An 18,920-nucleotide genomic window follows, 5' to 3' on the forward strand; every position below is an offset into this window, starting at 1 on the left:
TGACACCTGAAGGCAACTCAACTAACTAAGTTAATAGGTTCTAATTATTAGCCCTTTACTTTTTCCTCTGTTTTAGTTGGTAATACTTCAAATCCCATATTATATAAGGTAAACCCAAAAATATCTGTATACTCTTCAATCGTTTTGCTTACAGGTGTCCCCGCTCCATGGCCAGCATCTGTTTCAATTCTAATAAGTGTTGGGTTAGTACCGGTTTGCTTACTTTGCAATTCTGCAGCAAATTTAAAACTGTGTGCTGGTACCACACGATCATCATGATCTCCTGTAGTAACTAATGTTGCTGGATATTTCACTCCTTCTCTTACATTATGAACAGGCGAATAGCCTTTTAAATACTCAAACATTTCCTTATTATCTTCAGCAGTTCCATAATCGTAAGCCCAACCAGCTCCAGCTGTAAACGTATGGTAACGTAACATGTCTAAAACACCAACAGCAGGTAAAGCCACTTTCATTAAATCTGGACGTTGTGTCATTGTTGCCCCAACTAACAAACCTCCATTAGAGCCACCTCTTACGGCTAAGAAATCTGATGAGGTATACTTTTCTGATATAAGGTATTCTGCTGCCGCAATAAAATCATCAAAAACGTTTTGTTTTTTAAGCTGTGTCCCTGCATCGTGCCATGCTTTTCCATATTCACCACCACCTCTAAGGTTTGGTACTGCATAGACACCTCCTTGCTCCATCCAAACCGCATTTGCGATACTAAAACTTGGAGTTAAGCTGATATTAAATCCACCGTAGCCATAAAGAATCGTTGGATTTTTACCATTGAGCTTTATACCTTTTTTGTGCGTAATAATCATGGGTACTTTTGTACCATCCTTAGACTTGTAAAACACCTGTTTGCTTTCGTAGTCTTCTGGATTGAAATCAATACTCGGCTTTCTATATAATTCTGAAGTCCCGTTTTCTATATTGTATTTATAAATACTTCCTGGCGTTACATAATTAGCGAATGAATAATATAGCTCTGTTTCGTCCTTCTTTGCACCAAAACCAGCAACCGTACCTATTCCTGGTAATTCAACCTCTCTTATTAGTTTTCCGTTATAATCGTACTGCGATACTTTTGAAACCGCATCTACCATATAGTTGGCAAAAAAGTAACCTCCAGCAGTTGAAGGGCTTAAAACATTTTCTGTTTCAGGAATAAAATCCACCCAATTTTCTGGAGTTGGATTTGAAGCATCTACGGTTATAATTTTTTGATTTGGCGCACCCAAATTGGTCATAATGTAAAGCTTTGAACCTACATTTTCGATAATGTGAGAATCACTATTTGTGTGATCTAAAATAGTTACAAGTTTACTATTTGGTTGTGATAAATCTTTGATAAACAACTTATTTCCAGAAGTTGAAACACTTGCGACAATAACCAAATACTTATCATCTTCCGTAACTCCACCTCCAATATATCGGTGCTTTTCTTCAGGGGTACTACCAAAGACTAATTTATCTTCGGATTGTTTTGTTCCTAATTTGTGATAATACACTTTATGCTGATCCGTTTTAGCAGATAACTCGCTTCCTTTTGGCTTATCGTAGCTAGAGTAATAGAAACCTTCATTTTTATACCAAGACATACCGCTGAATTTTATATCAACCAATGTGTCTTCAATAATCTCATTAGTTTCAGCATTTAATACCAAAACTTTTCGCCAGTCGCTTCCACCTTCAGAAATCGCATAAGCTAATGTCTTTCCGTTTTTAGAAAAGCTCATACCTCCTAACGAAATTGTTCCGTCTTCTTTAAACGTATTTGGATCCAAGAAAACCTCAGCTGTTTTAGGATCACCTCCTGTTTTGTATCTATAAATTACGGATTGGTTTTGCAAACCATCATTTTTAGAGAAATACGTATAATCTCCTTCTACAAATGGTGCACCGATTTTTTCGTAGTTCCAAAGTTTTGTAAGACGTTTTTTTAATTCTTCGCGATAAGGAATCTGCTCTAAATAACCAAAAGTAACGTCGTTTTGATTCTTAACCCAAGCTTCAGTTTCTTTACTTCTATCGTCTTCTAGCCATCGGTAGGGATCTGCTACAGACTCACCAAAATATGTATCTACAGTATCTATTTTATTCGTTTCAGGGTAATCTATCGTAGTCATTTTCACAGTTTCGCTTTCATTTTTACAAGACCCAAAAATTGTTAGCACTAAAGCAGAAAGAAGTATTTTTTTCATAACTAGATTTTTTTAAATAAGCACTCCATTTTAAATGTAAGGTTTTAGTTGCTTGTTAATAACAAACCACTAAGAGTATATTTGGAATGACAATATATGCAGAATTTCAACTAATTACACAAATAATCGGTTGAAATCCTTGAATGTACGCTATTTTAAAATAATCTAATCTGCTTTAAAAGAAACTATATTAAAGCATTTTTAATAAGATATTCTGCTATCTGAACGGTGTTTGTCGCCGCTCCTTTTCTAAGGTTATCACTAACCACCCACAAATTTAAAGTGTTAGGTTGAGAGCCATCTCGTCTAATACGACCAACAAAAACATCATCCTTACCATTAGCATACATAGGCATAGGATATACGTTAACATCTAAATTGTCTTGTATTGTAATTCCATCTGTATCGTTAAGTAATTGTCTTACCTCACTAACATCAAAATCATTATGAAACTCTACATTGATTGCTTCACTATGACCACCAGCTGTAGGAATTCTAACTGCAGTTGCTGTTACTGCAATCGATTTATCATTAAGAATCTTTTGAGTTTCATTTACCAATTTCATCTCTTCTTTGGTATAACCATTCTCCTCAAAAACATCACAATGTGGAATTGCATTTTTATGAATTGGATACGGATATGCCATTTCACCTTTTATACCTGCAATTTCATTTTCCATTTGCTCAACAGCTTTTACACCTGTACCAGATACAGATTGATATGTTGAAACAACAATACGTTTAATTTTATACTTCTTATGAAGTGGTGCTAATGCCATTACCATTTGAATCGTAGAACAGTTAGGATTAGCAATAATTTTATCTGTTTTTTCTAACTCACCAGCATTAATTTCTGGAACTACCAATTTTTTTGATAAGTCCATTCTCCATGCTGAAGAATTATCAATGACTGTTGTACCAACTTCTGCGAATTTTGGTGCCCATTCTAAAGACGTGTTACCACCTGCTGAAAATAACGCAATATCTGGACGTTTTTCGATAGCAGTAGGAATACTAATCACTTCAATATCCTTACCCTTAAATTTTAATTTACTACCTACAGAACGTTCTGAAGCTACTAGTAATAACTCATCTAAAGGAAAATTACGTTCCTCTAATACTTTAAGCATTACGTTACCAACCATGCCTGTTGCACCTACAATTGCTACTTTCATAAAACATATTTTTAGAACTCTCAAAATTATAATATTTCTTTAAGTAAAGCCTTCAATTAGTCTTAAAATTCTAATAAAAATAAAGGGTATAAATTATTGATTTTGTAATTACAAAAAGAAACCCAGACTGTTACAGTCTGGGTTTAGTTAAAAATAGTAGTGTAGCGATGACGCTATACGTGATTTATTTTTTTAATGAATCTCTGATTTCGATTAATAACTCAACCTCAGATGGTCCTGCAGGCGCAGCTGGCGCAGGCTCTTCTTTCTTTTTCATATTATTAACACCTTTTACCACAAGGAACATTACAAATGCTACAATGATAAAATCAATTACATTAGTTAAAAATGTACCGTATTCTAAGAAAACATCACCAACCATTTCGCCAGCATCATTTAACGTTCCCTCTTTTAACTGGTATCTCAACGCTTTAAAGTCTGAGTCGAAAATCATCCCAATTAATGGAGATACAATACCTCCTGTAAATGCGGTAACTACTTCTTTAAAAGCGGCACCCATTACAAAACCAACAGCAATGTCTATAAGGTTGCCCTTCATTGCAAATTCTTTAAATTCTTTTAACATAATCTCGTGTTTTTAATAGTTAGTTATTAAGTTAATCAGACACAAGGTAATTAAAAAAGTCACATTTTAAAAAACCAATAGCTTATGAACGCTTAAAAACGCGATTAACACGTTGCGATATTGCGGTTAGAATTTCGTAAGAAATTGTATGTGCTGATTCAGCTAAGTTACTTGCTGTATAAGTAGAATCGAAAACAATAACCTCATCTCCTTCTTTACAATTGATATCTGTAACGTTTACCATTATCATATCCATACAGACATTACCAATTATTGGTGCCTTTTCCCCATTGATCATTACATAACCATTTCCATTTCCATAAATACGGTTAATACCATCAGCATGCCCAATTGGTATGGTTGCTGTTCTTTCCAATCCTTTAGAAATGTAAGCTCTGTTGTAACCTACGGTTTCTCCTTTTTCAATCTCGTGAATTTGAGAAATCACAGATTTTAAACTTGCTATAGGTTTGAGGTTTTTATCTTCCTCATCAGAATTTCCAAATCCATAAAGTCCAATACCACTGCGCACCATATTAAAATGCGCTTCAGGATAGTTAAGAATACCAGAAGTGTTACACATATGTAACCAAGGTCTATCACCTATGCCTTCTTCAAAATTTTCTGCGATTGTTTTAAACCGTTCAATTTGAAGATTGGAAAACTCTAATTCGTTGGGATCTTCACTAGCCACTAAATGTGAAAACAGAGATTTCACTTTAACTGATGACGTGTTTTTAAGCGAAGTAACAATGGTTTCAATATCGTTATTTTTAAAACCGAGTCTATTTAATCCTGTATTAAATTTTATATGAACCGGATAATTTTTTTGAGATTGCGCTTCAGCAGTTTTAATAAATTCACTTAAAACATGCGCACTATAAATGCTAGGCTCTAAACATCTATCGATAAGTATATTTGCATTTACAGACTGTGGATGAAGTACAATAATGGGAGTTGTAATTCCTGCATCTCTTAAAACTACTCCTTCTTGCGTGTAAGCAACAGCAAAATAATCTACGTTTAATTTCTGAAGATGTTTTGCAATTTCTACAGAATCGCTACCATAAGCGAAGGCTTTCACTACGGCTAAAAATTTTGTTTCCGGCTGAAGTTTCGACTTTAAATAATTGAAATTATGCGTTAGCGCACTTAAATCAATTTCGAGAATAGTTTCTAGAGCTTTAGACATTACGATTTTCGTCTTTAGAATCTATTTCCTCTGCATCATTCACATTCATTTGTCTTACTTTATCTCTTTGCATACTTTTATAATAAGCAGCTCTACTTAAAGGTTCGTATTCGTCAACTTCTCCAAGTAAAACCAAATCATTACTCAATGCTTTTCTATAACTGTATTGTGCTAAATTTCCGGTTTTTGTACAAACGGCATGTACTTTAGTAACATACTCTGCTGTCGCCATAAGATTTGGCATAGGCCCAAAAGGATTGCCTTTAAAGTCCATATCTAATCCTGCAACAATAACACGTACACCTTTGTTGGCCAAATCATTACAAACGCGAACAATCTCATCATCAAAAAATTGGGCTTCATCAATACCAACAACATCACAGCCATCTGCTAAAATTGGGATATTGGCAGCTGCAGGCACTGGCGTAGAACGGATTTCATTCGCATCATGAGAAACAACCATCTCTTCATCATAACGAACATCTACAGCAGGTTTAAAAATTTCAACTCTTTGTTTTGCAAATTGGGCACGTTTTAATCGACGAATTAACTCTTCCGTTTTACCGGAAAACATAGATCCGCAGATGACTTCAATCCACCCAAATTGTTCTTTCTGATTTACTGTATTTTCGAGAAACATTTTGTAATTTTAGCACTAAATCAAAGTTGATCTTCGATTTTATAAAGGTGAGACAAATTTATTAAAAAATCGAAAGCAAAACTTACGAAAAGAGCATAAAGAAATTATATTCTTATTTTATAAGACATTCAAAATAATTTCGAAAACTCAAAAGCCTTAAAGTGCTTCAATATAAAAATTTAGAACTATGAAAAAGAAATTAGAATCAGAATTAGTTAGTATTGCCCATAGGATTCTAAAATTAACAGGCAGAGAAGACATTAATAAACTTCATGACGAAGTCGCTGTACTCTATGAAAAACTAACTGTTTTAAAATTTGCGCAAGAAAATTTTGAAGACAGAATTCCTAAAATTGGTCACGACTCATCGTTTTTTGACATGTTAGATACTGCATTCAATAATAAATATAGTGATAACATAGAGATTGAAGATAAAACTTACGTTCATTTAGATGAAACTGAAGATGATGGTATAATGGAACCTGTAATGTCTAAAATTAAAGACTTAGTATCACATATGCCTGATGAAGACGTTGAAGAAAAACATGTAATAGAAAAAACAACTACATCAGAAAAAGTCTTACCTAAAGAAACTAACGTAGAACAATCTTCTATTGATTTTGAAGATATCACCTCTGGTTTTGATGAAATGCCAGAATTTGAACCTATAGAAGTTGCTCAAAAACGTGACGTAGAAATTGCAAATAAATCTTTAAATGATAAGTTAAAAAGCCAAAATCTAAAAATAGGACTAAACGATAAATTAGCTTTTATTAAACATTTATTTGAAGGAGAAAATGAAGATTATGATCGTGTTATTTCTCAAATTAACACCATTGGATCTTTGACTGAAGCTAAATCATTAATTTTAGAAATGGTAAAACCTGATTATAATAATTGGGTAGGGAAAGAAGACTATGAAGAACGCTTTCTTCAATTAATAGAAGGAAAATTTAATTAATGAGAGTCAAACAAATTATTTATTGGTTCTGTACCATTGTGTTGTGCCTAATTTTTCTGTATTCAGCACAGATGTATCTATTAAATACCGAAATGATTAAGGGCTATTTTGAAGGTCTTAATTACCCAAGCTATTTTGTAATACCACTTGCTATTTTAAAACTTCTTGGTATTGCAATGGTTTTGTGGCGAAAAAGTAAATGGCTAACAGAATGGGCTTATGCAGGTTTTTTCTTTGATTTAGTTTTAGCAACCGCAGCCCATCATTATGCTGGTCATGGTATTTTTGGCTTTTCTTTTTACGGATTAATAGTTCTTTTTCCGTCCTATTTTTTAGGTAAATATTTAAGAGACTAGATAATAATTTTAAAATATTCTCATTTTTTCGAGAAATAAATATGGGTAAACTTTACTTAGTACCAACACCAATTGGAAATTTAAAAGACATCACTTTTAGAGCTGTCGACGTTTTAAAAGAGGTCGATTTAATTTTAGCTGAAGATACCAGAACATCTGGAAAACTTTTAAAGCATTTTGAGATCACCACGCAAATGCAAAGTCACCATATGCACAACGAGCACAAAACGGTGAACCATTTAATCGAAAAATTAAAAGCAGGAATGACTATCGCTGTCATTAGTGATGCAGGAACTCCTGCAATTTCAGATCCTGGTTTTTTATTGGTACGAGCTTGTGTAGAAAACAATATTGAAGTGGATTGTTTACCAGGCGCAACCGCATTTGTCCCAGCACTAGTCAATAGTGGATTACCTAACGATAAGTTTGTGTTTGAAGGCTTTTTGCCTGTAAAAAAAGGACGACAAACACGATTATTACTCTTAGCCGAAGAAACTAGAACTATCATTTTTTATGAAAGTCCACATAAGCTTATAAAAACACTCGGCCATTTCTGTGAATATTTTGGAGAAGATAGACTAATCTCTGTATCGAGAGAAATAACAAAATTGTACGAAGAAACTATTAGAGGAACAGCAAAAGAAGTTTTAGATCATTACACCAACAAACCACCAAAAGGCGAAATTGTAATTGTCGTAGACGGAAAACAGAAATAGCCTTATGATTTTAAAAGATTTTTTAGAGACACTTAAATCTACTCCTAAACAGATTGAATTTTCTGAAACCATGAACATCATAGAAGCCCATTACGAGTTTACTCCAACAGCTTTTAAAAATGGAACATTAAACAATGATAAAGATGAAAACTCAGGCTCTTGTAAACTATTCGCCTTTGCTGTAGATCAAAATTTAACAACAGAAGAAACCTTAGCTTGTTTTGGCAACTATTATTTTGAAGATGTTTTAATACATCCGGACGGAACAGGACATCAAAACATCCGAAATTTTGTTAAAACAGGCTTTGAAGGTCTCTACTTTGAAACCTTTCCGTTAAAGAAAAAATAAAAGCACGTTTCGTAATTGGGTTAACCTTTACAGCGACAGCATCAGTCATTATCATATTCTTTCCTTAATTTTCTAATTCAAACTTAAATTATGGAGACTAAACATTATAATGTATTTGTTATTGGTAGCGGTATTGCAGGCCAAACAGCGGCAAAAGCTTGTATCGCAGCAGGATTAACAGTGGCTATTTCAGATAAACGCGAATTTGGAGGCACCTGTGCAACACGAGGTTGCGATCCTAAAAAAATACTAATGCAATTTGCAGATTTAGTGCAACACTCCAACCAACTTAAAGGTTTTGGGATTAAGAAGTCACCTAAAATTAATTGGAAATCTGTTCAGAAATTTAAAACGTCCTTCACGAAACCTGTACCATCTTCAACAGAAAATGACTTAATGGATTTAGGCATTGATTTATATCATCAATCCCCAAAATTCATTAGTAAAAATGAAATTACAGTTGAAGGAAAAACCATTTCGGCAGATAAATTTGTAATCGCTACAGGTTACGTTCCAAGAACTTTAAAACTTGAAGGTTCCGACTTATTAAAAACTAGTGATGACATTCTCAATTTAAAAAAAATTCCGAAATCAGCCATATTTATTGGTTCGGGTTATGTTGGAATGGAGTTTTGTTATATGCTTTCAACGTTGGGATGTGACGTTACTATGATTGAAGTTGGAGATAGTCCGTTAACACAATTTGATTCCTTTTTGGTTGAAAAATTAACCAAGGTTTTAGAAAAAAATGGAGTTAAGTTCATGTTTAATACAACACCGATCTCCATAGAAAAATTGAAGAAAAACTTAAAACTGACGTATGAAAAAGGCGGTAAAACAAAATCAATAAAAGCCAGAAAGATATTTAATACTGCAGGTCGTGTGCCAGCAGTAGAAAAATTAGATTTAGAAAATGCTGGTATAAAAGCTGATGAATCTGGGGTTTTGGTTAATGATTTTATGCAAAGTACGAGCAACGTAAATGTGTACGCTTGTGGAGACGTTTCGAGTAAATCTTTACCGTTAACACCCTTATCAGGATTACAAGGTTATATTGCAGGCCATAACATTATAAATGGTAATGCTAAGGCGTTTGAAAACCCATTAGTACCTTCTGTTGTTTTTACCAAACCGCAATTGGCGAGTGTAGGTTATTCTGAAGAAGAAGCTAAAAGCAGATACAAAAATGTGATCGTTTATAAAGGAGATGCTTCGGATTGGTACAGTTCTAAAAAAGAAAATGCCGATGCTTACGCTTATAAAATTATTGTTAATGAGCGTACTCAAAAAATTGTGGGTGCCAATTTATTAAGTTCTCAAGCGAATGAAACGATTAATATCTTGACTCTAGCCATGAATGAAGGTTTAACAATTCGTGATTTTAAAAAGCAGATATTTACATATCCATCTTATACTAATGATCTAAAGAGTATGCTGAAGGATGAGGATTAAAAAATGAAAGAATTACTTCATAATATAAGTCAATGTACCATTTGTAAAACGCATTTACCTTTAGGACCAAGACCTGTAGCAACTGCAAACCCAAAATCTAAAATTGTAATTATTGGTCAGGCGCCAGGAACAAAAGTGCATGCCTCTGGAATTCCGTGGGACGACCAAAGCGGAAAACGATTAAGACAGTGGCTCAACGTAACTGACGAACAATTTTATAACACCGAAAATTTTGCGATTATACCAATGGGTTTTTGCTATCCTGGAAAAGCAAAAACGGGCGATTTACCACCAAGACCAGAATGTGCACCACAATGGCATCAGCAATTATTAGATAAAATGCCTAATGTTGAGTTGATTATTTTAATAGGCGCTTATGCGCAGAAGTATTATTTAAAAGAGAACGCAAAACGAACACTAACCGAAACGGTTGGAGATTATAAAGAGTATTTACCAACCTATTTTCCGATTCCGCATCCATCACCAACTAATCGATTTTGGAGAAGTAAAAATCCTTGGTTTGAGGAATTGGTGGTGCCTGAACTAGAGAAACAAGTAAAGAACATACTCAAGGAATAGATGGAGCTAAAACCTAATTAAAATATGCAGCGTATTTCATACCTTCTTCAGGATTAGCCTTAACATTCACGCGTTTTACTTCTTTTCCGTTGTCATCTAATTCTATAATATACATCGTATCATTTTCTTCTTCTCTTTGTAAATAAATTTTAGTACTTCCATCTTCATTATAAAATTTTATAGTTTCATAGCTATCGTAATTAGAGGATACCATTTCAGAATAAACTTTTCCTTTAACAATTCCCTGAGTTATTGTCCTACCATCTTTTATAAAACGTTGCGATACAATATTTCCTAATACATCAAAATGTTGTGTTTCTATAGATTTACCATCTTCAATTTTAGATTCTGATAACACTTTTCCACTATTAAAATACGTGTATTTACTCCCTACTAATATGTCATTATTATAAGTGTTTTTGCTGTTTAAAACACCATTAGGATAATACATTAGTTCATCACCATGTCTTTTCCCTTTAGAATATTTGGTATGAGAAAACATCTCACCGTTGGGATGAAACACAATATAATCGCCATTTAACAACCCACCATCAAACTCAAATTCCTCCCATTTAGCCATTTTATTTCCGACAACATAGTAGCCATCCATAAATTTCTTAGTCTTGTTAAGCCTATAATAATCTAGTCCATTATAATTATTAATAGTGTAAGCATGCCTTTCTATAAAAGTAAAAGAATCATCATTCTTATCCTTTTCAGAAGATTTACATCCAAATAATAACAAAACATTTATTAAGATTAGAAACGTGAATTTTGATAGCTTCATAAAAAAAATTTTAATTAATACTGAGACCCATCATGCTTACCAACCTCATAACCATGTTTCCCTAAATACTTATTTCCACTTTCCACAGCTCCTTCTTCGATATTAGTGCCCATAGAATCATTCCAACGGTTTAAGTATCCAAAAAGAGAAATGACGCCTAACATTTCTACAATTTCTCCTTCATCCCAATGTTGATACAAGCGTTCTTTTATCTCGGCATCCACAGCATTTGGTACCATTGAAGCTGCTAAACTAAAGTCGAGAGCTGCACGTTCTGCATCAGAAAAAGCAGCATGCGTTTTATATTCCCAAATATTATCTAATTGTTCTTGTTCTGCTCCATAGCGTTCTGCTGCTCTAATGGCGTGTGCTTGGCAATAACGACAACCTGTAGCATTACTACTCACCCAAGCAATCATACGTTTTAAAGCTGAAGTTACTTTGCCTTCATTGGCCATAACTGCTTTATTTAAATTGATGAACGCTTTACTTATTGCTGGTCTGCGCTGCATGGTTAGAACCGAATTTGGACAAAATCCAAGCGTTTCATTAAAGAATTCCGCTAATTCTTTGGTTTCTAAATCATGGTCCGCAGACAATGGTGTTACTAATGCCATAGTTATTTTTTTAGTGTTATTTTTGAATGAACTAAGATAGTATTTTAAGTTTTGTCACTTACCAGAAATGCTATTACTATTTATAATTTTTAAATTCTAAAAAAAATGATTTCAAATAAAATAACAACACAGTGGAAAGGCGGATTAACCTTTGAATCTGATAACCCAAGCGGAAAAACCGTAATAATGGACACAAATATTGAAGGTACTGACAAACGTAATGGCTTATCACCCAAAGCCATGATGTTATCTTCTCTAGCCGGTTGCTCTGGTCTAGATGTTATTTCTACGTTAGATAAAATGAAAGTAGAAATAGATGATTTTAAAATGGATGTTACAGGGGAATTAACCGATGAACACCCAAAATACTACCACACTGTAGTAGTAGATTATCATTTTTACGGTGCGGATTTAAATCAAAAAAAATGCGAACGTGCTGTAAATTTATCCGTTGATAAATATTGTGGTGTGATGGAAATGTTTCGTCGTTTTGCAACTGTTGAAACTAATATTTATTTTCACGAAAGTACAAAGTAATAATCGCGATATAAGACATTATGCGTTGGACATTAAAACCAAAACCAGAAGCCACTCAAGTGGCATTGATGAAAGAAGCACTTCAAGTCGATGATATTGTAGCAACATTATTGTTGCAACGAGGTATTGACACGTTTGATGCTGCCAAAACATTTTTCAGGCCGAGTTTTAGCGAGCTTCATGATCCATTCTTAATGAAAGATATGGATAAAGCGGTTGAACGCATTGAAAAGGCAATCAAAGCTGGTGAAAATATAATGGTTTATGGTGATTATGATGTGGATGGCACAACATCTGTAGCTTTAATGTCTTCGTATTTAAAAACGAGAACTCTAAACGTTACCACATACATTCCTGATCGCTATGATGAAGGCTACGGAGTGTCTTATAAAGGTATTGACTTTGCTGACGATAATGAGTTTTCGTTAATTATTGCGCTCGATTGTGGTATAAAAGCCATAGAAAAAGTAGCTTATGCCAAAGAAAAAGGCATCGATTTTATAATCTGTGACCACCATAGACCAGGATCCGAAATTCCAGATGCGGTGGCTGTTTTAGATCCCAAACGCGACGATTGCGATTATCCGTTTAAAGAACTTTGTGGTTGTGGTGTGGGCTTTAAACTAATTACTGCTTTAGCTGCAAACCAAGGGCAAACGGTAGAAGATTTAACCGAATATCTCGATTTAGTAGCTACTGCCATTGGTGCAGATATTGTACCCATTGTAGATGAAAACAGAGCTTTGGCCTATATGGGTTTAAACATTATAAATACCAACCCAAGACCTGGAATGAAAGCGATTATCGCTGAGGTTAAAAAGGACATTCTTACCATAACAGATGTCGTTTTTATTATCGCCCCGAGAATTAATGCCGCCGGACGAATGAAACACGGTAATCATGCTGTTACCCTTTTAACTGAAACCGATTTTAATTTAGCAGCAAAATATGCCGTAGAAATTGATGATTTTAATACCGATCGTCGTGAAACGGACAAACGTATCACAGAAGAAGCTTTAGTTCAAATTGAAGAGAATAACGAGCAAGAAGGATTTACCACTGTTGTTTATGACGAATCATGGCACAAGGGAGTGATTGGTATTGTAGCATCACGTTTAATAGAAACCTATTACAGACCCACACTTGTTTTTACCAAAAGCGGAGATAAATTAGCAGCATCTGCACGTTCCGTTTCAGGTTTTGATGTGTATAATGCATTAGAAGCCTGTAGCGAACACATTGAACAATTTGGAGGTCATAAATATGCCGCAGGCTTAACTTTAGATCCCAAAAATTACGACGCCTTTAAAGCTAAATTTGAAAGTGTGGTTAAGGAAACCATTGACCCAAAATTGTTAACACCAGAGCTTAAAGTTGATTTAGAAATAGAACTTGGTCAAATTAATGATAAACTCATGCGAATCCTAAAACAATTTGCACCATTTGGCCCTGGGAATATGTCACCAACGTTTATGTCCCAAAACCTAAAAGATACTGGCTGGGGAAAATGTGTAGGTGAAGATGATAAGCACATTAGATTAACAGTGACGCAATCCTTCAATGATAAAATTGTCTGTATTGGTTTTGGCTTAGGCGATAAAATTGATATTATTAAAAGCAAACGACCATTTAGTGCTGCCTATGCTATTGATGAAAATCATTGGAATGGCAACGTCAGTTTACAGTTGAAATTGAAGGATATAAAAGAATAAAACTCATAACTCTTCGTTGATTGTATATGAAACAACCAGTCGTATTGCTCTTCTTTCTTTGTGGCTTTATTTCAAATAGTCAAAACTTAGTTTTAAATCCAAGTTTTGAACACTTCTATGATTGCCCTAGAGATATGAGCTTATTTCATAGGAATGTAAAAGACTGGACGATTCCCAATAATGGCACAACGGATTATTTTAATTCGTGTAGCGAGAAAATGGGTTTCCAAAACTTCAATGGTTATCAAAAAGCCAGAACCGGAAATGGTTATGCTGGTATATATGCGTATTTCAAGAAAGACTATAGAGAATATGTTCAAGGTACATTAAAAACTACCTTAGAGCGAGGGAAGAAATATCAAGTTAAATTCTATATCAGTTTAGCGGAAAACTCAAGATATGCCCTCAAAGAATTGGGGATTATGATGACGTCTGAGAAATTCAATGCATCCAAAAGCAAAGTGAATATCAACGCAAAAAACTTTGCAAAACGAATTCCTAATTTAACATTTCGACCAACGTTCAGCAAAGAATTCTACGATAATGATAAAAACTGGATGGAGGTTTCCTTTCTATATACCGCAAATGGTTTTGAAAATTACTTTGCTATAGGAAATTTTAATACAAATACCGACACTAAAAGAAGTAAAGCTAGACCAACTAAATATGAATCGTTTTCCTATTACTATATCGATGACGTTTCCATTGAACCCTTAGAAAAAGAAGAAGAGAATATCAAAAAAGAAACCCTTAAAACGCTTGAAGAACCTATCATTAAAACTAATGAGATTTACACCTTCAAAAATGTATTATTCGATTTTGATAAAGCCGAATTGTTAGCTGTTTCAAAAGAAGAACTCAATCAACTTTACAAACATTTAGAAACTAATTTTACATTAAATATTGAAATCTATGGTCACACAGATACTATTGGATTAGAAGCCAGAAACCAAGAATTATCAGAACAACGTGCCAAAGCAGTTTTAGATTATTTAATTGAAAAAGGATTAGATGTCACACGCATTACATCCTTTGGTTTTGGAAGTACACAACCTATTTCAACTAATAACACAGAAGAAGGACGCCAATTAAATAGACGTGTTGCTTTTAAGTTGATACAAAAGTAAAATAAGACCTTTGCTTATTATACATTTGTATTGAATCAATTGCAGACCTGCTAGGTTTTTAAAACCTGCTAGGTCTAGTAACTTTAAACCAAATTGGCGAAAAACGATCCATACGCAGCATTAAGAATCAAAGAATTCAACATCTTTTTATTGGTTCGGTTTGCTTTGGTTTTTGGTTGGTCTATGCAATTTATTGTCATCGAATGGCAAGTGTATTCTTTAACTAAAGATCCATTGTATTTAGGTTTAGTTGGTTTAATGGAAATAATTCCAGCTTTTTCCATGGCGCTCTTTGCTGGGCATATTGTAGATCAAAAAGAGAAACGCAATCTTTTTGCACTTTGTATTGCGGCATTTTCCTTAATTAGTTTAGGCCTATTTTTCTTAACATGGGACAGAATAGTTGGAGATTGGGAAACACAAACCATCTTAATTTTTATTTATATTTTAGTGTTTTTTGGTGGCTTCTTACGATCGTTTTTTGGTCCCACGATATTTTCATTAATTGCTTTAATTGTTCCTAAGAAAATTTATCCGAATGCAGCAACTTGGAGCAGTAGCACTTGGAAAGCCGCTACAGTTTCTGGAGCTTTATTCGCCGGTTTTTCTATTGATTGGATTGGTGTACACACCACGCTTTGTATCGTTTTTGCTTTAGTAACACTGGCATTAGGCGTTACCTTTTTTATTAAGAAGAAACCGATTTTAAACCCAAATATTGGAGAGTCTGTAAAAGAAAGTTTGAAAGTTGGACTGCGATTTGTGTTTAGTAATAAAGCTATTTTAGGTGCTTTATCTTTAGATATGATTGCGGTTTTATTTGGAGGAGCTGTAGCCTTATTATCTGTTTTTGCTCAAGATATTTTACACGTTGGATCTAAAGGTTTTGGGATATTAAATGCTTCTGTTTCTATTGGCAGTATACTAACCATGTTCATAACAACGTATTTACCAGTAAATAAAAACGCAGGCAAAAAACTACTGATTTCCATTTTTGGATTCGGCATATGCATTATCATTTTTGGGTTTTCAGAATTGTTTTGGCTGAGTGTTTTAGCCTTGTTCTTTTCTGGTGTTACAGATGGAGTGTCGATGGTTATAAGACAAACCATTTTGCAAATAAAAACTCCAGATCATATGCGTGGTCGTGTAGCATCTGTTAATTCTATGTTTGTAGGTTCTTCAAACGAACTTGGTGCTTTTGAAAGCGGTATAGCAGCTAAAATTTTAGGCCCTTCTGTTGCCGTTATTTTTGGTGGAGTTATGACACTAATAACCGTTGCGGGAATAGGAATTAAAAATAAAACGCTACGAGAATTAGACCTTACCGTGGATATTGAAGAATTTGAAAAAGAGGACGTGTAAAATGACCACTAAGCCTTATCATTTTTATTACTTTTGCCAGCAAAATATTTAAACATTTCATTTAGCATGATTCTAAAACTGCTTAAAATAGCTTTAGAAAAAGACATCGTCATCTCTTCGATTAAAGTCGCTATAGTGGTTGGCTGTATTTTAAATATTATCAACCAAGGAGACCTTTTATATCATTTAAATTTTGAAAAGGTAAATTGGTTAAAGCTTGGCTTATGCTTTGTGGTGCCATATTCTGTATCGACCTATGCTTCTGTTAAAGTAAAAACAGGACAAAATTAATAGGTTTTCAGCTCAAAATTTTCACCGTCAAAAACTCCATAGGTATAATACTGAATCCAGTCCCCTAAATTAATGTACTTAGACGTTTCATTTAAGTCAATTTCTAAAGGCAAATGTCTATGACCAAACACAAAATAGTCTCGGTGTTTATCTTCAAGCTTACGTTTACAATATACCGCTAACCATTCATTGTCTTCTCCTAAAAACTTTGCATCATCATCGCCAGAAATCATTTTGTTTTTTACAGACATATACTGTCCTATTCTGATTCCAATATCAGGATGCATCCATTTGAATAACCACTGAAAAAAAGGACTCGTAAACACCTTTTTCATGCGTTTATAGCCTTTATCTCCTGGTCCTAAACCATCACCATGACCAATAAAAATGGTTTGGTGGCTGAGCGTAGTCGAAGCGCCATAACTAAACGTAAATTCTTCAGGTTTATGATATACAGGAATACCTAATTCTTCTTCAAAATAGCCATTCATCCATAAATCGTGGTTACCCACGAAATAATGAATCGGAATTCCGGAATCACTAATTTCTGCGAGTTTCCCTAAAGTTCTTGTGAAGCCTTTTGGAACAACAGTTTTATACTCGAACCAAAAATCGAAGAGATCTCCCATTAAAAAAATAGCAGCAGCATCATGCTTAATCTCATCTAACCAAGCTACGAATTTTTTTTCTCGAGGACGAGAGGCTTCACTTGTAGGTGCTCCTAAATGATTATCTGATGCGAAATAGATCTTTTTTCCGTCGGCAATATGTATGTGATTGGATTTATTCATTATCACTAGCAAACCATTCGGCGAAAGAAGACGCTGTTTCAGATAGTCTTAATGAATGTAATTTGATGTTATCAGGTAAACGCTGTTTTATTTTTTCCGCAAAATCAATGACCATCATTTCACTTGTTGGCTGGTAATCTACTAATAAAACGTTGTGATCTCTATCTTGTAATTCTTTGGCTAAATCAACGTGTGGTGTGTTCTTATTAAAAACCGTAGCATGATCGAAAACATCTACAATATCCTCTTTTACAATTTTCTTTAAATCACCGAAATCGATCACCATTCCGAATTTCACGTTAGAAGCATCCGAAATTGGAGTTCCAATTACAGTTACATAAAGTCGGTAACTATGGCCATGTACATTTTTACACTTACCATCGTAACCATAAAGTGCGTGACCTGTTTCAAAAGAAAACTGTTTTGTAATGCGAATTTTGCTCATGCGATTCTAAATTATAGTGCAAAGATATTATAAATGTAAAAGGAATCGGTTTTTAGTCTACATTTGACTACTTTTTTTAGAAACTATGAAAACTAATTCTTGGCTTAGCCTAACGTGAGCAGTCTTTTTGAAGCTATTCCGTTTGTTGAAAATACGCTTTATGAGCGTGTTATTTCAGATATTTCATCGCAAAAATATAGTATTGTTGATGATTTTTTTTCAGAGGATGAAGTTATTGCTTTAAGACACTCGTTGCTTTTAAAGTATGAAGAAGATGCGTTTAAAAAATCGGCTATTGGAAATAAAACTAACGAGCTGGTTAAAAAAGCTGTACGTGGTGATATTATTCTTTGGATAGATGAAAACGTCATCAATTTTGCCGAACAATTATTCTTCAATAAAATTAATGATTTAAAAGACTACTTAAATCGCACCTGTTTCCTCGGTATTAATCAGAAAGAATTTCATTATGCCATTTACCCTAAGGACACCTATTACAAACGTCATTTAGACACGTTTCAGAATGATGATAGGCGTAAATTATCTTTTGTGTGTTACTTAAATAGTGAAGATTGGAAACCTGAAAACGGTGGTGAATTGGTCCTTTATTTAGACGGTGAAGACAAGATTATTTATCCATTTCCTGGCAAAGTAGTTATTTTTGAAAGCCAAGAATTAGAGCACGAAGTAAAACCTGTAAATACACAAAGATTGAGTATTACAGGTTGGTTAAAAACCCGCTAAATGCTTTTAGCGTCTTTTATTTTTATTATAGAAATAGACAATAATAAGCACTATTCCTAAAATTAGGAATAAGCCATTTCCACTAAAAAAACCAAGTATATCCATGTTATTCGTCTTTATATCTGTTTTTGTTATACCTATAAACTATATAAGCAAGTCCGACCAAAATTAAAAAAGGCAAGAGCGAGCCTATAAAAACACCGACGCCATAACCACTATCTGGCGCACCTTTTAGTTTTTCGTCAATATTAACCTCTTGAAGTATTGTTATAATCAGGTTCATTT

At 34.0% G+C, this 18,920-nt stretch carries 22 protein-coding genes; 12 read left to right on the forward strand and 10 right to left on the reverse strand.

Annotated features, from left to right (window positions below; translation table 11 throughout):
- Window positions 1-47: 47 nt before the first annotated feature.
- From DFQ09_RS03830 to DFQ09_RS03850, 5 genes are all read right to left on the reverse strand, one after another.
- The gene (locus DFQ09_RS03830; RefSeq protein ID WP_115808318.1) at window positions 48-2,213 is read right to left on the reverse strand and encodes a prolyl oligopeptidase family serine peptidase; all 2,166 of its coding nucleotides are present in this window, start codon (window positions 2,211-2,213) and stop codon (window positions 48-50) included.
- Window positions 2,214-2,398: 185 nt separating this feature from the next.
- Entirely contained in the window at window positions 2,399-3,388 is a 990-nt protein-coding gene (locus DFQ09_RS03835; RefSeq protein ID WP_115808319.1) for an aspartate-semialdehyde dehydrogenase, read from the reverse strand.
- Window positions 3,389-3,572: 184 nt separating this feature from the next.
- Window positions 3,573-3,974, reverse strand: a complete 402-nt coding sequence (gene mscL, locus DFQ09_RS03840; RefSeq protein WP_115808320.1) for a large conductance mechanosensitive channel protein MscL — start codon at window positions 3,972-3,974, stop codon at window positions 3,573-3,575.
- 82 nt (window positions 3,975-4,056) lie between these two features.
- Window positions 4,057-5,166 (reverse strand): alanine racemase, encoded by a 1,110-nt coding sequence (gene alr / locus DFQ09_RS03845; RefSeq protein ID WP_115808321.1) that lies wholly within the window; start codon window positions 5,164-5,166, stop codon window positions 4,057-4,059.
- Window positions 5,159-5,806, reverse strand: a complete 648-nt coding sequence (locus tag DFQ09_RS03850) for a thymidine kinase (RefSeq protein ID WP_115808322.1) — start codon at window positions 5,804-5,806, stop codon at window positions 5,159-5,161. Before DFQ09_RS03850 ends, alr begins: the two co-directional genes overlap by 8 nt.
- Window positions 5,807-5,993: 187 nt before the next feature.
- On the opposite strand from DFQ09_RS03850, the gene DFQ09_RS03855 reads away from it, so the two are divergent.
- The 6 genes from DFQ09_RS03855 to DFQ09_RS03880 all read left to right on the forward strand — a co-directional run bounded on the left by DFQ09_RS03855 (window position 5,994) and on the right by DFQ09_RS03880 (window position 10,219).
- Window positions 5,994-6,767: a hypothetical protein gene (locus DFQ09_RS03855; protein ID WP_115808323.1), complete on the forward strand. Its 774-nt coding sequence runs from the start codon at window positions 5,994-5,996 to the stop codon at window positions 6,765-6,767.
- The gene (locus DFQ09_RS03860) at window positions 6,767-7,123 is read left to right on the forward strand and encodes a DoxX family protein (RefSeq protein ID WP_115808324.1); all 357 of its coding nucleotides are present in this window, start codon (window positions 6,767-6,769) and stop codon (window positions 7,121-7,123) included. The genes DFQ09_RS03855 and DFQ09_RS03860 overlap by 1 nt, the downstream gene beginning before the upstream one ends.
- Before the next feature lie 41 nt (window positions 7,124-7,164).
- Complete coding sequence (rsmI, locus tag DFQ09_RS03865; RefSeq protein ID WP_115808325.1) at window positions 7,165-7,839, forward strand: 16S rRNA (cytidine(1402)-2'-O)-methyltransferase; 675 nt, start codon at window positions 7,165-7,167, stop codon at window positions 7,837-7,839.
- Between the two features lie 4 nt (window positions 7,840-7,843).
- Window positions 7,844-8,188 carry a HopJ type III effector protein gene (locus tag DFQ09_RS03870; protein WP_115808326.1) on the forward strand — a complete coding sequence of 115 codons (345 nt, stop codon included), beginning with the start codon at window positions 7,844-7,846 and terminating at the stop codon, window positions 8,186-8,188.
- A gap of 90 nt (window positions 8,189-8,278) precedes the next feature.
- A complete protein-coding gene (locus DFQ09_RS03875) occupies window positions 8,279-9,640 on the forward strand; it encodes a dihydrolipoyl dehydrogenase family protein (protein ID WP_115808327.1) in 1,362 nt (453 codons plus the stop codon).
- 3 nt (window positions 9,641-9,643) lie between these two features.
- A complete protein-coding gene (locus DFQ09_RS03880; RefSeq protein WP_115808328.1) occupies window positions 9,644-10,219 on the forward strand; it encodes a uracil-DNA glycosylase family protein in 576 nt (191 codons plus the stop codon).
- 13 nt (window positions 10,220-10,232) lie between these two features.
- Here the strand turns inward: DFQ09_RS03880 and DFQ09_RS03885 are convergent, their stop codons facing one another.
- Together DFQ09_RS03885 and DFQ09_RS03890 are read right to left on the reverse strand one after the other, a co-directional pair.
- Window positions 10,233-11,006 carry a toxin-antitoxin system YwqK family antitoxin gene (locus DFQ09_RS03885; protein WP_115808329.1) on the reverse strand — a complete coding sequence of 258 codons (774 nt, stop codon included), beginning with the start codon at window positions 11,004-11,006 and terminating at the stop codon, window positions 10,233-10,235.
- 14 nt (window positions 11,007-11,020) lie between these two features.
- Window positions 11,021-11,623: a carboxymuconolactone decarboxylase family protein gene (locus DFQ09_RS03890; protein ID WP_115808330.1), complete on the reverse strand. Its 603-nt coding sequence runs from the start codon at window positions 11,621-11,623 to the stop codon at window positions 11,021-11,023.
- A gap of 108 nt (window positions 11,624-11,731) precedes the next feature.
- On the opposite strand from DFQ09_RS03890, the gene DFQ09_RS03895 reads away from it, so the two are divergent.
- From DFQ09_RS03895 to nrtS, 5 genes are all read left to right on the forward strand, one after another.
- Window positions 11,732-12,160: an OsmC family protein gene (locus tag DFQ09_RS03895; RefSeq protein ID WP_115808417.1), complete on the forward strand. Its 429-nt coding sequence runs from the start codon at window positions 11,732-11,734 to the stop codon at window positions 12,158-12,160.
- Window positions 12,161-12,180: 20 nt separating this feature from the next.
- A complete protein-coding gene (gene recJ, locus DFQ09_RS03900; protein WP_115808331.1) occupies window positions 12,181-13,872 on the forward strand; it encodes a single-stranded-DNA-specific exonuclease RecJ in 1,692 nt (563 codons plus the stop codon).
- A 26-nt stretch (window positions 13,873-13,898) separates the two neighbouring features.
- Window positions 13,899-14,999 carry an OmpA family protein gene (locus DFQ09_RS03905; protein ID WP_115808332.1) on the forward strand — a complete coding sequence of 367 codons (1,101 nt, stop codon included), beginning with the start codon at window positions 13,899-13,901 and terminating at the stop codon, window positions 14,997-14,999.
- 93 nt (window positions 15,000-15,092) lie between these two features.
- Window positions 15,093-16,364 carry an MFS transporter gene (locus DFQ09_RS03910; protein WP_115808333.1) on the forward strand — a complete coding sequence of 424 codons (1,272 nt, stop codon included), beginning with the start codon at window positions 15,093-15,095 and terminating at the stop codon, window positions 16,362-16,364.
- A gap of 66 nt (window positions 16,365-16,430) precedes the next feature.
- The gene (nrtS, locus tag DFQ09_RS03915) at window positions 16,431-16,655 is read left to right on the forward strand and encodes a nitrate/nitrite transporter NrtS (protein WP_115808334.1); all 225 of its coding nucleotides are present in this window, start codon (window positions 16,431-16,433) and stop codon (window positions 16,653-16,655) included.
- On the opposite strand, the gene DFQ09_RS03920 is transcribed toward nrtS, so the two are convergent.
- Window positions 16,652-17,428, reverse strand: a complete 777-nt coding sequence (locus DFQ09_RS03920; protein ID WP_115808418.1) for a UDP-2,3-diacylglucosamine diphosphatase — start codon at window positions 17,426-17,428, stop codon at window positions 16,652-16,654. The genes nrtS and DFQ09_RS03920 overlap by 4 nt on opposite strands.
- Window positions 17,429-17,438: 10 nt before the next feature.
- The gene (locus DFQ09_RS03925; protein WP_115808335.1) at window positions 17,439-17,891 is read right to left on the reverse strand and encodes a 6-pyruvoyl trahydropterin synthase family protein; all 453 of its coding nucleotides are present in this window, start codon (window positions 17,889-17,891) and stop codon (window positions 17,439-17,441) included.
- A 114-nt stretch (window positions 17,892-18,005) separates the two neighbouring features.
- On the opposite strand from DFQ09_RS03925, the gene DFQ09_RS03930 reads away from it, so the two are divergent.
- Window positions 18,006-18,635 carry a 2OG-Fe(II) oxygenase gene (locus DFQ09_RS03930; RefSeq protein WP_115808336.1) on the forward strand — a complete coding sequence of 210 codons (630 nt, stop codon included), beginning with the start codon at window positions 18,006-18,008 and terminating at the stop codon, window positions 18,633-18,635.
- Window positions 18,636-18,741: 106 nt separating this feature from the next.
- Here the strand turns inward: DFQ09_RS03930 and DFQ09_RS18840 are convergent, their stop codons facing one another.
- Window positions 18,742-18,918, reverse strand: coding sequence for a hypothetical protein (locus tag DFQ09_RS18840; RefSeq protein WP_181897138.1), 177 nt, complete (start codon window positions 18,916-18,918; stop codon window positions 18,742-18,744).
- Window positions 18,919-18,920 lie beyond the last annotated feature (2 nt).

Source organism: Winogradskyella pacifica (assembly GCF_003386275.1).
Taxonomy (GTDB): domain Bacteria; phylum Bacteroidota; class Bacteroidia; order Flavobacteriales; family Flavobacteriaceae; genus Winogradskyella; species Winogradskyella pacifica.